This is a genomic window from Winogradskyella sp. ECml5-4 (genome assembly GCF_036903175.1).
Classification (GTDB): Bacteria; Bacteroidota; Bacteroidia; order Flavobacteriales; family Flavobacteriaceae; genus Winogradskyella; species Winogradskyella damuponensis.
This window is the reverse complement of sequence record NZ_JAYJLF010000002.1, coordinates 101,376-115,636: the sequence shown is the minus strand read 5'-3', so window position 1 is coordinate 115,636 and position 14,261 is coordinate 101,376. Positions and strand designations below refer to the sequence as shown.

The window sequence follows — 14,261 nt, the reverse complement described above, 5'->3', positions numbered from 1 at the left end:
TTTTGAAACCTACTTTATAAACGTATTTATTGTTTCAATTTTATTTCATACATCTCATTATCTAAAGGCTTGTATGGATTGTATTTTAATATTTTAAATTTTAAATCATCATCTGATATTTCTAAGCTGACTTTTCTGGTGTCAATCGTAACATCTTTAATTTCTTTAGACCCTAATAAAGCCTTTTGTATGGTTATATTGGTAGATGCTTTATTTTTAAAATCGATTAAAATTTTGTTGTTTTTAAAATCTATTCTGATTTCAATAGTGTTAATGGGTAACGCTTTAAACTCAGATTGATTAATTGTTAAATATTTTTTTGGAATATTAAAATAGCCTCCTTGACTCAATGTGATATTTATTTTAGGTTGAAGGATATTTGTTTCAATTTCATTAATAAGGTTGTTGTTTTCAAATATTCGTTTTAAATTTTCAATAGTTTTTGTGTCGCTTTTTTTATTTAAAATAAAAAAGTCAAAAATCAGAGACGTAATTTCTTCATATTCGTATTCCGTTTCTTCGAGTATGGCATCTAGCATTATTTCTTCAATTTCCTTATTCATAAGGTTTTCAGATTTTGCCTCATCTAATATGGCGTCAAAATCAGGTATAACTTCTAATTTCAAAACATGGGATAAATCTTTAAAGAAAACAAGTCGTTTCGTTTTATAGTCGAGTTCTGGTTTGTAATGAAATAAAACTTTACTTATCAAACTATATTCATCTAAATCATAATATGTGGTGGCTAAATCAAAAATGGAAGGCAATGAAAATATTGAATCATCTAATTCAAATTCATCATAGTAATTCAAATATTTAAATTCATAATCTATATGAAATGTATACGTTTTTAAATTTTCTTTTGTTGTCTTATCAAGGAAATCTAGATAAAATTCATCGTTAAAAGGGAAGTTAATTTTTAAACCATTTTTAGATTTAATATCAAATTGTGAGCTGTTATTTCCGCCATAGATATAATTATATATTAAAATATCAGAACAAACCTCCTCTATAAATGCTTTGCTTTTTTGCATTTCTTTAGGAAACTGTTCTAAACTATATAAGCTTTTAAGAAAGTTTTGAGCATTAATAGGACATATTGAAAAAGTAAGTATTAATGTAAGTAGTAGTGTTTTTCTCATAGTTTACAATGGGTGTTGGATAAAATTCGTGGCATGAATAAACACCTAATTTAGGAAATAAAACCGAATAGCCCCAAGTGTAGAAAACATGAGAAGTAACATCTACAAGAGGATTATAAGTAGGCCAACGCCAGCAATTACTTCAGAGGTTGTTTTTTATTTTAAATATTCAAGAGTGTTTACCATTTCAAACTTTGGGCTTCTTTTCATAAACTCTCTTAAAAAAGCAGTATGCGCTGCTCCCATAATTATAAATACTCTATCTTTTTTTGTCATTGGAATTCTGTTTAGATTAGAATATATTTTCATATTTCTATGATAAAAGATGGCAGCATTGTCAGCACCTTCAAATCCATCATCTATTCCAACGTAAAGAAGTTTGTCTGCATTGGTGTTTATTGAGTAGTCAAGGTGTATTGGCTCATTAATTAATTTTAATTTTTCGAGTAAAGATAATTTGTCATAGTTAGCTTCACGTTTAGCCATTTCGGGATATTCTTTAAATGGTTCGTTTGTAAGTTGTAAATAGGTTTTTGAATCAATAGCGTTTTCATGGTCGGGACTGTTTTCAATAAAATCTCCAACACTGTAATTATAGCCCATATGATTATCAATCCCATATATTTTTTTTACATTACTTAGCCTACCTACATCAAATCCAATCATACTACTTTCCCCATAATTTGTATTTAATGTAGAAGGGGTATTTAAGAACTCTTGGTAGGCCTTATTGATCTCGTCATTAAATTTTGGTAAGTTCTCGATACATATTATTGTTGGTTTAAATTCCGCTAACATTTTAGAAATTTCTCTAATTTCTTTTTGTGCATCATCACTATGTTCATCAAATTCTGTTTTGTTGGCATCAGGAGTATAACCAAAGTGAAATGTTCCAAAGTTTAGAACTTTTATTTTGTCACTTTTTTGTTCGGTTAAGCTTTTATTTTTTAATTCCTGCGATTCATTTTTAGTATTACAGCTTAAAAATAAAAGGCATAAAAGTAAAATTGTTTGTTTCATCTGTCAGTTTTTAAATTGGCGACAACGGTCTCAATATGGTTTGTGATGTATATATAAAACTAATTTAGCAAAAATGAAACGAACTAAAGGAAATTCTGCTAAAATTTCTAAGTAGTTGAGATCTAGCTAATAATGACGCACGGTGATGTGAGTTGTTTTTTATTCTAGGTGAGGTTAATATAACTCTAATCTTCAGATTAAAGAGAGATTATCTTTTTCTTAGCCTGCAAGTATATTAATTGTATTAAAAAAATAAAAAGAGTCTTTGTGTTATTAGAACAAAGACTCTTTTTATAAGTTTAAAGATTTTCAACCATTAAAATTTCTAGTTTTCTTTCTCCATCTTTAAAAGGCCAATTTATTATATCGCCTACCTGTCTGCCAATTGTAGCAACCGCAACATCGCATAAAATAGATGATTTTCCTTTTTTGTTATTTGCTTTTGTGGTTGACACAAACGTATATTCTTTTTCTTTGTTTTCTGTATGATCTTTAATTTTTACACGTCGGTTAACTGTAACGATATTATTTGGTAAGTCTCGCCTAAGTACTTGTTTGGCGTTTTTTAATTCTAAAAGTAATAGTTCTTCTTCTTGTTTAGTTACTTTTTTTCTTCGAACATGATCTTTAATCATATCGTATATTCCGGTTGTTAAAATTACATTTTTTGACATAATATTTTTTTTGAATTTCTTTCTTAATACTATGTATAGTTGTGACTCAATCATCCAAAATAGTGTGCAGTAAATAGAGCTGCTATTTTTTGAATGCTAGTAATAGTGTTAAGAATAAAATAAGATTAAATTTTAAGAATAATCGAGAGTATCCCTGTTTTGAGTCGTAACAGGGATTAATTAATAAACTCTTTTGAGTTTTTTAAAAAAATATCGTCATGTAAATAAGATAATGATAGCGCTAATCCGTGAGGATTTTTTTTAAGATATAGAACATAAATTGCTGCCATTGGTATTAAATATAATGAGTTACAAACATAATCATTAGATTTAATATTTACAATGTTATACCTACTAAGGTACTATTAAAATTGTTCTACAGATTTATTCTAAAGCCTCATATTTTTGAGTATAGCGAAACATTTCAAATAGATAAGCTCCATAATCGCCTTTTTCTGTTTTTAATGTAATCGGATTTTTAATTGCATAACCTTGTTTCGATTCGTCTCTTTCAGTTCCAAATCGTATAAAATCGTCTCTAACATCAGGAACAAAAACAAATTCTTTATAATATTTAGTTCCTTTTTTTACTTGACTGCCTTTAATCGGATAATGCTTAATCTTAACTTGGTCAAACATATTAAAATCAAGGTAGTAAAATGTAAATTTTATTCATTCAGTTTTGGGTTTGGTTAAATTATGCACAACGGTTTTGTGTATGATTTCGTTGCGTGGTTAAGCACCTGATTTAGCAAATAAAAACCGAATAGACACGAGCGAAGCGAACTGTGCGTAGCAAAAATCTACGAGGGTTTTCGTAAGTAGGCTAGAACTAGTAATAAATTATATACGGCTTAAGTTTGTAATTCACTAAATTTAATTAATAATCAGAAAGAACAAAAGAGAGCATTAAGGTTACTATACACGGTGAAGCATTTGACTTCGGCAACATTGATAATCCTCTCTCTTTTACTACTTAAACTTCGTTCAGTTCTGTGAGACCTAGATCTCGTTTTTAAGTTGTTGAAATATGAGTAGCGTTGTTCTTTCCAAATTTCAAGTTGTTATGACTAAAGATAGAAAAATTTATGGTATTGACATTAGTAAATCTGTGTTTGATATTTACAATCAAGATACAGGACATTATCAATTACAGAATGATGAAAAGGGTTTTAAAAAACTATTAAAAAGTCTATCAAAAGATGCTTTGGTAGTCATGGAAGCTATACGGGATATTATCATTACAGATTAGCTCAGTTTTTATATAAGAAAGGGGTATTAGTATCTGTTGTAAATCCCTTGTCAGTAAAACGTTTTATTCAAATGAAACTAGCCAAAGTAAAGACCGATAAGAGTGATGCTAAATCTATTTGTGAGTATGGTATTTTTAATGATGTTCCGTTGTACAATGCTCTAACAGATGTACAGGCAGAATGCTTACAGCTCTTTAGGTTATTGGATAGTTACGTAAAAAAGAGTACAGCTACAAAAAATAAGCTACATGGAGAAGACACTCTGGGGATTCCATCCAAAACGGTTTATCGCTCTTTAAAACGAGACTTAAACCATTTAAAGAAAGAGATTTTAATATTAGAGAAGCGCTTATTAGAATTAGTAAAACAAGACCAACAAGAGCAATTAACATTATTGCAAACCATACCAGGAATAGGCTTAAAAACAGCTTTGTTTTTAATCGTAGTAACAGATGGGTTTAAAAAGTTTGAAAGTGCAGCACAGCTTTGTAGTTATGTTGGAATTACACCAACGATTCGAGAATCAGGAAGCAGTGTACGAGGGCGTAGTAGAATAAGTAAAGTAGGCAACAAGAAATTAAGAAATCTTGTGTTTTTAGCAGCCTTTTCAGCCTATAAATATAACAGAGCCTGCAAAGCCTTATTTGATAGAATTGTAGCTAAAGGAAAGCGTGCTGAATTAGCTTAAAGTTGATTGTTTTTTAACTCAGTTCTTTGTTAGGTGGCGTTTTTTTATATTCAGTTGTTAATTTTTCCGTTTATTTCATTCGAGTAAATTTTGTTGTCTCCAAGTCGAAACCTCACTCTAAATTTTGTTTTATTCGTTCCATAATTTTGTCTCAAAGCAGAAATTGCAATTTGATTTGGTGGAAGATAGAATTCAGTCAAACCTGTTCCACAATCATATATAAATTGTCTCTCAATTTGTTTCCAATTACCAATCGAGTCTTGTACTTCTGTAAGCATAGGTAATACATCTCCAAATCCGATAGTCAAAGTGTCAGAACTTTGGTTTTTAATAAAAATAGGATATGACTTTTTATTTACGCGATGTTCAGGTGCTTTATAATATTCCCAAATCCACATTGGAAATCCGATTGTTCTTGTTGTGTCAATGAATATATTTAAGTCTGTAGTCTTTGGACTTCTATATTTTCCCCAATCAATATCCTCAATTCTATATCCGATTTTTGAGGTTTTATAGCATAATTCAATAGAGTCTGTTATTTGTCCAATATAAACTGGTGAAAATTGAGATTCCCTTCTTTTTGAAATAGTGTCAAGAATTAATTCATTTTCAAAATTGTCATAAATAATTAAGTTCGAATACGGTTCGCTGAATTGTTGCTTTAGTTCAGTTTTGGCAATTCCGTTATTTTCCTTTTTGTTTTGACAAGAAGTTAAAATCAGAAGTAGTAATATGATGCTTGCAAAATGTTTCATTCAAATGACACCTAACAGTTTTGTGTATGATTAGTGGCGTGTTTTAAGCACTAAAGTTAGCAAATAAATCACAGATAGAAAGTCCGCGAGGACTTTCGTAAGTAGGCTATAACCAGCAATTAATTATACACGGTGTTACCAAAAGTAATTTTATCAACTTTTTTTATCTAACAACTCCAAATATTTTTTCAGAACAAGATTTTTTCTCTTTTCTTTTTTATATGCTTCATACAACTCTGTATGTTTTTTTAACTCTTTCTTTATGAATTTTTTCGACAACAAAAATCTCTTATTGTTTTTTAATGAAACTACCATAGTTTCATCACCCCCATTTGTGCCAAGATTAGTATTTGGATTAATTATATCATTTCTAGGATAGAAAAAATCATAATAGATATATTTTTCTCCTATGAAATTCGCTTTGAAGTACATTTTATCTTGAAAATCACAATCTTCACAAAATTTAGATGGTAAATAAAGATTTTCGCCGTCTGAAAATCCGAAAATTTCTCCTGTTACATTTCTGTTCTTGTCTTTTTCTTCATCAGAATTAAATTCCATGTAGTAATACGAAATTTGACTTTTGCCTTTAAATACTCCTAAAGATTTGTTTTTTCCTTTTTTTATTTCAAAATTCAGTTCGTAATTAGGATAATTAGATTTAAAATTACTTTTCCATTCATAAACACCTGATTTTATTTTTTGATTTTCATTTTGTGAGTGTGAATTAAATACACTCATTATTAGTAAAATAATTATCAGTCTCATCTTTTTTTTATTTTTGGTAATTCGTTATATCCATATAAAAAATACGCTTATCCATTAAATGAACATGGATAAGCGTGCTTTTTAATTTTTAGATCTTCTGTACAGGGAATCCTCGGTCTCTCATGAGAGCTTCAATCTTAGCATCGCGACCTCTAAATTTTCTGTAGGCTTCTGCTGGATCCATAGCGTTGCGTGGTGCAAATAAATATTTCACCAATTTATCTGCAACGGCTTTATCATAAAAACCACCTTCGGCTTCTCTAAAGGCTTCAGAAGCATCACTAGTTAGTACATCTGCCCACATATAGCCATAATACGCTGTAGCATAGCCTTCACCAGAAAACACATGACCAAATTGCGGTGTTCTGTGACGCATTGGTAGTTCTTTAGGCATGCCTAATTCGTCAAGTGTTTCGCGTTCAAATTTATCGATATCAATATCTGTAGGATCTGCTAGGTGTAACTTCATATCAATTAAAGCCGAAGCTAAATATTCAGTTGTTCCAAACCCTTGATTAAATGTTGAGGCTTTCTTTATTTTTTCAACTAAGGACGCAGGAATTGGTTCTCCTGTTTTATAATGCACTAAAAATTGATTGATAACTTTGTCTGTAGATAACCAACGTTCTAATAATTGCGATTGAAATTCTGTGTAATCTCTAACACCTCCATTTAAGGTTGGGTATTTTACATCGGCAGAGAAGAAGTGAAGGGCATGACCAAATTCATGGAAAAACGTTGTGGCATCATCCCACGATACTAAAACCGCTTCTCCTGGTGCTGGTTTAACAAAGTTGGAATTGTTAGAGGCTAACACATTTTTTTCGCCTTCAAAAGAATCTGAACTTCTATAGGTTGTTGCCCAAGCGCCAGAGCGTTTGCCTTCGCGCGCAAAAGGATCTAAATACCATAAGCCAATATGCTTACCAGAATCTTTATCGGTAACTTCCCAAACCTTCACATCCTCATGAAACACAGGAACAGTACCTTCTGCTACTGGTGTAAATTTATAATTAAACAATTCGCCAGCGGTAAAGAACATGGCTTCTGTTAGTTTATCTAACTGTAGGTATTGTTTTACTTCGTCGCTATCTAAATCGTATTTCTTTTTACGCACTTTTTCTGCATAGTATCTATAATCCCATGGTTCTATGCTTATGTTATCTCCAAGTTCGTTAGCTACAGTTTGCATATCTGCCACTTCTTCTTTAACTCTTGCGGTTGCAGCTGGCCAAACGGCCATCATTAGATCCATTGCGTTTTCTGGCGTTTTTGCCATACGGTCTTGTAATCTCCATTCGGCATAATTATCATAGCCCATTAAGCCCACACGTTCTTTACGTAATTTTAAAATTTGAGCAATGATTTTGTTATTGTCGTATTGGTCTCCGTTATCTCCTCTAGAGTAGTAGTTTTCCCAAACTTGCTTACGTAATTCGCGTTCAGTAGAGTAGGTAAGGAAGGGATCTATTGATGAGCGTGTATTGGTAATGGCGTATTTTCCGTCTTCACCTTTATCTGTAGCAATTTTAGCAGCAGATTTAATAAAGCCTTCAGCTAAACCACCTAACTGATCTTTGTTTAAATAGGTGATGTAGTTTTCTTCATCGTGCAGTACATTGTTTGCGAAATCGGTGTAAAGCGATGATAATTCTTTGTTGATTTGGGCATAGCGTTTTTTCTTTTCGGCATTTAAATTTGCGCCATTCATTTCAAACTGCTTGTAGGTTAAATCAACTACGCGTTGTGCTTGCGGTTCTAAAGGTGTTTTTTGAGACGCTTCATAAACCGTTTTTATACGTTGGAATAGTTTTTCGTTTTGCGAAATTTGAGATCTAAAATCTGAAAGTTTTGGTGCTAATTCGGCTTGTACTTTTCTAAATTCTGCTGAGGATACGTTGCTTCCCATAACACCATAATAGGCAAAGACTCTGCTCAATTCTTTACCAGCACTTTCCATGGCCACAATAGTGTTTTCAAAGGTGGCAGGTTCGGTGTTGTTAGCAATAGCTTCAATCTCGGCAAGGTTAAGCTTCATGGCTTCTTCCATTGCAGGTTTTATAGCTTCAACAGAAACTTTATCAAAAGCAGGAACACCTTGGTAAGGTCCTGTCCATTCTTGGATTAATACATTATCACTCATGTTTTTTTCTGTGGGTTTTTTTATGTCTTCTTTACAACTTGAAAAAAGGACAATGCTACAAATTAAGGTTGCTCTAAGGGAATTAGAAATCATAATTATTAGTTTATGAAAAATGGTTGCTGTTTTATCAAGTCATCAAAATACTGAAAATAGGAATAAACTCTCTTAAATATTTTATAATTTTTTGAAGGAAATCACTTTAGGATTACAGGGATTATATAGGCTTAAATAAGGCTAAAAAAATACGTAATATCTTAAAGTTATTTACGCAATATGCGTTACTCAATCAATTCAATTTTTCTAATATAAACATTATGTAAAGGCCAATCTCCTTCGTCTGTTTTAACAGCATTAATTTGATCTACGACATCCATGCCTTTTGTGACTTCTCCAAAAACGGTATACTCACCATCTAAATAATGGGCTCCACCTTCACGTTGAATTATAAAAAACTGAAATGGAGAGGCTAATTTATAGGCATTTTCTATTTCGCTACTTGGCATAGAAACGGCTCCTCTTTTGTGTGTGTAGCCGCGTTTGGTATCTGGAGGTAATAAATAATGTCCTATATTTTGACGTCTTTTAGCAATGTTATAATCGTCACTGCTTCCGCCTTGTATTACAAAGTTTTTTACGACTCTGTAAAACTGTGTGCCATCAAAATATTTACGCTTAGTAAGGTAAACGAAATTTGCTCTATGGAATTTTGTTTTATCATAGAGCTCGATTTCTATAATGCCAAAATCTGTGGTAATTCGTACTTTGTTTTCTTTGTTTTCTTTTTCGTATTCTAAAAAGAATTCCATCGCATTAGCATCTGTTAGTTTAGGATAGTCTATTTCTTGTTTCTTTTTAGGTGTAACTTTGGTTTGGGCAACTGTAGAATCTTTTGCAATTGTTGTATCTGTTTTTTTTGAAGTTTGTTTATCTTCACAATTCAGAAGTAATAATCCAATTCCAATAACCATTGGAAACAATAATCGAAATTTCATAAATGTTATTTAACACGTTTTTAGAATCTGTAGTAAAAATAAAACATCTAGAGCTTTTTGGCGAAGACTCTCATGCTAAAATGTCTCCTCCTTACCGTTTAGAATTAGCAGAAAAAATGAAAAAGAAGTCTAAAGCGGCTAAAAGAGCAGGAGTTATGGCTTTGTTTTATCCTAATACTAACGATGAAACTCACTTGGTTCTTATTCTACGTAAAACTTATAAAGGAGTACATTCTGCTCAAGTTGGGTTTCCTGGAGGAAAATATGAAGATAATGATAATAACGATTTAATGGAAACTGCCATTAGAGAAACAGAAGAAGAGATTGGAGTCTCAAGGACTCATATTGATGTTTTAAAAACAATGTCTCCTATTTATATACCACCAAGTAATTTTATGGTGCATCCTTATATTGGAATTTCAAAAGAATATTTAATTTTTACAAAACAAGATGAAGAGGTTGAAGAAATCATAGAAGTAAAACTTGCTGACTTTTTAAACGATAATAGCACTATAACTACAACAGTACCAACCTCTTTTGATGAGCATGTAGATGTGCCAGCTTTTAAATTTAATGGCCATATTGTTTGGGGAGCAACTGCAATGATGCTTGGAGAAATAAAAGACTTGTTAAAACAAGTTTTATAATTTAACTTAATGGTTACATTTGTAATTGACAAAATTTGAAAAATTAACTATGGGATTATTCAAAAGAAATCCTTTCGGACATATACTTTGGGTTAAAAAATGGCTTATAAGAATTCTTGGAGCTTTTACACACAGACGTTTTAGAGGGTTTAATGATTTACAAATAGAGGGGTCTGAGATTATTAAGGACCTTCCAGATACTAATGTGCTGTTTATTTCTAATCATCAGACCTATTTTGCAGATGTTATTGCTATGTTTCATGTATTCAATGCTAGTTTAAGCGGACGATTAGACAGCATTAAAAATGTAGGTTATTTGTGGAATCCTAAGCTAAATATGTATTATGTGGCAGCAAAGGAAACCATGAAATCTGGTATACTTCCTAAAATATTTGCTTACACAGGTTCTATTAGTATTGAGCGCACGTGGAGATCTCAAGGTAAAGATGTTAATCGCCAAGTAAAAATGAGTGATATTACCATGATCAAAACCGCCTTAGATGATGGTTGGGTAGTAACATTTCCGCAAGGTACAACCACTCCTTTTAAACCTATTAGAAAAGGAACAGCCCATATCATTAAAACCTATAAGCCAATTGTAGTGCCTATTGTTATTGATGGTTTTAGACGATCGTTTGATAAGAAAGGATTGCGAATTAAAAAGAAAAATATTTTTCAATCTTTTGAAATAAAACCCCCTTTAGAAATAGATTATGAAAATGAATCTATTGCTAGTATTGTTGAAAAAATAGAGTATGCTATTGAGCAACACCCTTCATTTTTAAAAGTAATTCCACAAGATGTACTTGAAGAAAATGAACGATTGAATAGAGAACTTAGAGATATGTAATTTATATTTCTAATTTTTTTAACTCTTGATAATTTCGGTTTAATCGTCTTATTAGAATGCCATAGATTAATTTGTAAAACAACCATACAAGTCCTAAAAATGCGATTGTAATTCCTATAGCTACTAAAGACATAATAACTAATTTTTCGGTAGAAGCATTGCTTAGTTGTTCTGATATTTCAGGATGTTCGTTTATTGAAAAATACAGCGAAATAGGTATACTGATTAATGCAATTGATAGATTGTAAAGCACGTAATACTTAATTATTTTTCTTGTTTTCAAAATACTTTCCATGAGTTTCTTTGCATTATCAGTAACAGATATTGCTTTGTGAGCTCTCCAAAGTAAATACACAAATAAAATGATAACAAGGTAGCTAATGATATTTAAACTTACATATATCCAGCTATGACTCATTTCTTCTAAGTGCGCCTTCATTTTCTCTGAAAGGACATAAGGTAGAAAATTGATGAGTACCCAAAAGACTAATTCAGCCACACTGATATAAAACAAGGTTTTAACAATGGTTGATGATTTTTTGTGACTCATTTTATAGATATCGTTATCCGAAAATGATTTATATTGGTTATCGGATCTCTTCCAATCCTTTTTTAATAATTCTAATTCATCCATAATCTTACGGATTTAGTATGGTTTTTAATTTCTTTTTAACACGATTCATTTTCACTCGTGCATTCACTTCTGTTATACCTAAAGTCGCGCTAATTTCCCTGTAGTCTTTATCTTCTAAATACAAGAATACTAAGGCTTTTTCTATATCATTTAATTGATGTACAGCTTGGTATAAGAGTTTTAATTGTTGTTCTTCAGTATCGTCATATTCTTCTGCTTTAATTTTAAACTGTACAGCATCAAAATCTTGTGTGTTTATGCGTCTTTTCGATTTTCTGTATAACGTAATTGCAGTATTAAGCCCTACACGATACATCCATGTGCTAAATTTAGAATCACCTCTAAATTTTGGATAAGCTCTCCATAATTGTATGGTAATTTCTTGAAACAGATCGTTATGGGCATCAGCATTATTGGTATACAAACGACACACCTTATGCACAATGTTTTGATGCTTTTGTAACTGTTCTACAAAACTATGTTCTAGTTCTTTATTCAATTGATGAAATTGGTTAGTTATTTTATTAGTAGTAGCTAATTGTGTTTTGTTACAAATTTATTTAACTATTGTTTTAAAAGACAATTTTTAGGCTTGATAATTCGTATTTTTGTATGAGAAATTACAATAGATATTTAATGAATATTCCGCAGTCTAACCTGCCAAGAGTTGTCATTGTAGGAGGTGGCTTTGCAGGTATAAATTTAGTTAAACGCTTAGCAAATAAAAATCTTCAAGTTGTTTTAATAGACAAACGTAATTACCATACGTTTCAACCATTATTATACCAAGTATCTAGTTCTGGTTTAGAACCAGATTCTATTGCTTATCCATTGCGGAAAATTATAAAAAAACATAAAACTACTTTTTTTCGTTTGGCAGAAGTTGAACAAATTCTACCTGATAAGAACGAAATTATTACTTCTATAGGTCATTTAACTTATGATTATTTGGTTATTGCAACAGGAACAAAAACCAATTACTTTGGTAATAAGGCCATTGAGTCATCTAGTATGCCAATGAAAACGGTTCCTCAAGCTTTAGACATTAGAAGCTTGATTTTACAAAATTTTGAAAAAGCAGCTATTGCCGATTCTAAAGAAGAACGTGAAGCCTTTCTTAATTTTGTAATTGTAGGAGCAGGACCAACAGGAGTAGAGCTCGCTGGTGCCATAGCAGAGTTAAAGAATAATATTTTACCAAGAGATTATCACGATTTAAATCCTGATGACATGCATATTCATTTATTAGAAGGTGCAGATCGTGTATTACCTCCTATGAGCAAACATGCCTCTAAAAAAGCAGCTAAATTTTTGAATAAATTAGGTGTAAAGGTACATTGCAATACGTTTGTAAAACATTATGATGGCTTAACGGTAACGACAAATTCAGATTTAACAATGGAATCTGAAACCTTAATTTGGGCAGCAGGCGTTACTGGTGCTCCTGTACAAGGTTTAAAAGCAGAGGCTGTAATAGCCGGAGCAAACCGTTATAAAGTCAACCAATTTAATCAAGTAGAAGATTACGCTAATATTTTTGCCGTTGGCGATATTGCTTTAATGACATCTGAGGAGTATCCAAAAGGGCATCCTCAAGTTGCACAACCAGCCATACAACAAGGGGAGTTATTAGGAAAAAATATATTGCGATTAATAGAAAACAAACCTTTGAAACCCTTTGTTTATAAAGATAAAGGTTCTATGGCCACGATTGGTAGAAATAAAGCGGTTGTAGATTTAAAGCATTATAAATTTGGAGGCTTCTTTGCTTGGTTTATTTGGATGTTTGTACACTTGATGTCTTTAGTAGGTTTTAGAAATCGCGTTATTGTACTGTTTAATTGGACCTATAATTATATCAATTTTGATAAGGCAGCACGACTTATTATAAGGCCATTTAAAAAGTAATATTTAGTGCACTTTCAACTTTAATATGCCTAAGACTATTAAATATTGCGCTAAAGCATAGGTCAGCATTATGCTTATATTAGACCATGGAATAGAGGTGTAAAACTTATTGAGCGCCAAAATACTATCTGACACCATAAATAATAAGGCTCCTAAAAAAACGAGTCCATAACTGAGTATATTCACTTGGTCTTTTCGTAAATATGCTGTTGTGGCCATGCTTAATATGACCAACATGTATACAAGAACAGGAATAAATAGTTCACCTAAATTTCCATTTAAAAAATAAAATAAGCTCGCTGCATAAACGAGCAATACGGCTATAAACCCTAAAGGTGATTTGTGTTTATGTCTATGTTTTAAAAATACGATGACATACATGACGTGAGCTGTTAAAAACGCAATCAATCCCAATGTAAAAAAGTGAGGTGAATGGTCTACAAACATCAATAATACATCTCCTAAAACGGAAAAGGCGAGTGCCAATAGCGTTGTCCGTTTTATGGCCTTAGGAAGTGATTCAGATGTTCTTAAAAACAACACAATAAGACTAATCACAATTGCTGGTTTGGCTATGTAATGGATGCTGTTTAGCCATATTATACTTCCTGTTACAAGTTCAACAAGTACAATTATAAAGAAGAGAATGCTGAATTGTTTTTCGGTAGAAGTTAACATATCTGTTGGTTTTAGTAAAGATGTCTTATGTCCAGAACCAAATATATTCAATTCGTCATTGATATTATACAGTTCAGTACAATAGAATTCATATCGGTTTAAAAATCGG

At 31.5% G+C, this 14,261-nt stretch carries 14 protein-coding genes and 1 pseudogene; 4 read left to right on the top strand and 11 right to left on the bottom strand.

The genetic code is table 11. The features are described 5' to 3' along the window. Positions 1–26: 26 nt before the first annotated feature. The 4 genes from VDP25_RS02120 to VDP25_RS02105 form a co-directional block, all read right to left on the bottom strand. Positions 27–1,142 carry a hypothetical protein gene (locus VDP25_RS02120; RefSeq protein WP_334466276.1) on the bottom strand — a complete coding sequence of 372 codons (1,116 nt, stop codon included), beginning with the start codon at positions 1,140–1,142 and terminating at the stop codon, positions 27–29. A gap of 156 nt (positions 1,143–1,298) precedes the next feature. Further along, on the bottom strand, positions 1,299–2,162 hold the full coding sequence (locus VDP25_RS02115) for a DUF5694 domain-containing protein (protein WP_334466275.1): 864 nt from the start codon (positions 2,160–2,162) through the stop codon (positions 1,299–1,301). A 299-nt stretch (positions 2,163–2,461) separates the two neighbouring features. Next, positions 2,462–2,836 carry a GreA/GreB family elongation factor gene (locus tag VDP25_RS02110; RefSeq protein ID WP_334466274.1) on the bottom strand — a complete coding sequence of 125 codons (375 nt, stop codon included), beginning with the start codon at positions 2,834–2,836 and terminating at the stop codon, positions 2,462–2,464. A gap of 384 nt (positions 2,837–3,220) precedes the next feature. Next, positions 3,221–3,475, bottom strand: a complete 255-nt coding sequence (locus VDP25_RS02105) for a hypothetical protein (protein ID WP_334466273.1) — start codon at positions 3,473–3,475, stop codon at positions 3,221–3,223. Positions 3,476–3,902: 427 nt separating this feature from the next. Here VDP25_RS02105 and VDP25_RS02100 point away from each other — a divergent pair. Continuing rightward, positions 3,903–4,774: pseudogene (locus tag VDP25_RS02100) on the top strand (IS110 family transposase); the annotation flags it as partial. A 53-nt stretch (positions 4,775–4,827) separates the two neighbouring features. Here the strand turns inward: VDP25_RS02100 and VDP25_RS02095 are convergent. The 4 genes from VDP25_RS02095 to VDP25_RS02080 all read right to left on the bottom strand — a co-directional run bounded on the left by VDP25_RS02095 (position 4,828) and on the right by VDP25_RS02080 (position 9,435). Further along, positions 4,828–5,532, bottom strand: coding sequence for a hypothetical protein (locus tag VDP25_RS02095; RefSeq protein ID WP_334466272.1), 705 nt, complete (start codon positions 5,530–5,532; stop codon positions 4,828–4,830). Positions 5,533–5,685: 153 nt separating this feature from the next. Next, entirely contained in the window at positions 5,686–6,300 is a 615-nt protein-coding gene (locus VDP25_RS02090; protein WP_334466271.1) for a hypothetical protein, read from the bottom strand. An 88-nt stretch (positions 6,301–6,388) separates the two neighbouring features. Then, positions 6,389–8,536: a M3 family metallopeptidase gene (locus VDP25_RS02085; protein WP_334466268.1), complete on the bottom strand. Its 2,148-nt coding sequence runs from the start codon at positions 8,534–8,536 to the stop codon at positions 6,389–6,391. 185 nt (positions 8,537–8,721) lie between these two features. After that, the gene (locus VDP25_RS02080; RefSeq protein ID WP_334466267.1) at positions 8,722–9,435 is read right to left on the bottom strand and encodes a peptidylprolyl isomerase; all 714 of its coding nucleotides are present in this window, start codon (positions 9,433–9,435) and stop codon (positions 8,722–8,724) included. A 2-nt stretch (positions 9,436–9,437) separates the two neighbouring features. Here VDP25_RS02080 and VDP25_RS02075 point away from each other — a divergent pair, with 2 nt between their 5' ends. Both VDP25_RS02075 and VDP25_RS02070 read left to right on the top strand, forming a co-directional pair. Then, a complete protein-coding gene (locus tag VDP25_RS02075; RefSeq protein ID WP_334466266.1) occupies positions 9,438–10,082 on the top strand; it encodes an NUDIX hydrolase in 645 nt (214 codons plus the stop codon). A gap of 49 nt (positions 10,083–10,131) precedes the next feature. Then, positions 10,132–10,932: a lysophospholipid acyltransferase family protein gene (locus VDP25_RS02070; protein WP_215925823.1), complete on the top strand. Its 801-nt coding sequence runs from the start codon at positions 10,132–10,134 to the stop codon at positions 10,930–10,932. A 1-nt stretch (position 10,933) separates the two neighbouring features. On the opposite strand, the gene VDP25_RS02065 is transcribed toward VDP25_RS02070, so the two are convergent. Both VDP25_RS02065 and VDP25_RS02060 read right to left on the bottom strand, forming a co-directional pair. Then, positions 10,934–11,566: a hypothetical protein gene (locus tag VDP25_RS02065; protein ID WP_334466263.1), complete on the bottom strand. Its 633-nt coding sequence runs from the start codon at positions 11,564–11,566 to the stop codon at positions 10,934–10,936. Between the two features lie 4 nt (positions 11,567–11,570). Beyond that, the gene (locus VDP25_RS02060; RefSeq protein WP_215925821.1) at positions 11,571–12,065 is read right to left on the bottom strand and encodes an RNA polymerase sigma factor; all 495 of its coding nucleotides are present in this window, start codon (positions 12,063–12,065) and stop codon (positions 11,571–11,573) included. A 137-nt stretch (positions 12,066–12,202) separates the two neighbouring features. Here VDP25_RS02060 and VDP25_RS02055 point away from each other — a divergent pair, with 137 nt between their 5' ends. Beyond that, the gene (locus tag VDP25_RS02055) at positions 12,203–13,474 is read left to right on the top strand and encodes an NAD(P)/FAD-dependent oxidoreductase (protein ID WP_334466864.1); all 1,272 of its coding nucleotides are present in this window, start codon (positions 12,203–12,205) and stop codon (positions 13,472–13,474) included. Positions 13,475–13,477: 3 nt separating this feature from the next. On the opposite strand, the gene VDP25_RS02050 is transcribed toward VDP25_RS02055, so the two are convergent. Next, a complete protein-coding gene (locus tag VDP25_RS02050; protein WP_334466244.1) occupies positions 13,478–14,203 on the bottom strand; it encodes a lysoplasmalogenase in 726 nt (241 codons plus the stop codon). Positions 14,204–14,261 lie beyond the last annotated feature (58 nt).

What these genes read in the sequence shown, in the direction of transcription:
- VDP25_RS02115 (WP_334466275.1), bottom strand. Translation starts at nt 2,162, where the DNA reads ATGAAACAAACAATTTTACTTTTATGCCTTTTATTTTTAAGCTGTAAT.
- VDP25_RS02055 (WP_334466864.1), top strand. Translation starts at nt 12,203, where the DNA reads ATGAATATTCCGCAGTCTAACCTGCCAAGAGTTGTCATTGTAGGAGGT.
- VDP25_RS02105 (WP_334466273.1), bottom strand. Translation starts at nt 3,475, where the DNA reads ATGTTTGACCAAGTTAAGATTAAGCATTATCCGATTAAAGGCAGTCAA.
- VDP25_RS02085 (WP_334466268.1), bottom strand. Translation starts at nt 8,536, where the DNA reads ATGATTTCTAATTCCCTTAGAGCAACCTTAATTTGTAGCATTGTCCTT.
- VDP25_RS02080 (WP_334466267.1), bottom strand. Translation starts at nt 9,435, where the DNA reads ATGAAATTTCGATTATTGTTTCCAATGGTTATTGGAATTGGATTATTA.
- VDP25_RS02110 (WP_334466274.1), bottom strand. Translation starts at nt 2,836, where the DNA reads ATGTCAAAAAATGTAATTTTAACAACCGGAATATACGATATGATTAAA.
- VDP25_RS02075 (WP_334466266.1), top strand. Translation starts at nt 9,438, where the DNA reads ATGTTATTTAACACGTTTTTAGAATCTGTAGTAAAAATAAAACATCTA.
- VDP25_RS02065 (WP_334466263.1), bottom strand. Translation starts at nt 11,566, where the DNA reads ATGGATGAATTAGAATTATTAAAAAAGGATTGGAAGAGATCCGATAAC.
- VDP25_RS02070 (WP_215925823.1), top strand. Translation starts at nt 10,132, where the DNA reads ATGGGATTATTCAAAAGAAATCCTTTCGGACATATACTTTGGGTTAAA.
- VDP25_RS02090 (WP_334466271.1), bottom strand. Translation starts at nt 6,300, where the DNA reads ATGAGACTGATAATTATTTTACTAATAATGAGTGTATTTAATTCACAC.
- VDP25_RS02120 (WP_334466276.1), bottom strand. Translation starts at nt 1,142, where the DNA reads ATGAGAAAAACACTACTACTTACATTAATACTTACTTTTTCAATATGT.
- VDP25_RS02095 (WP_334466272.1), bottom strand. Translation starts at nt 5,532, where the DNA reads ATGAAACATTTTGCAAGCATCATATTACTACTTCTGATTTTAACTTCT.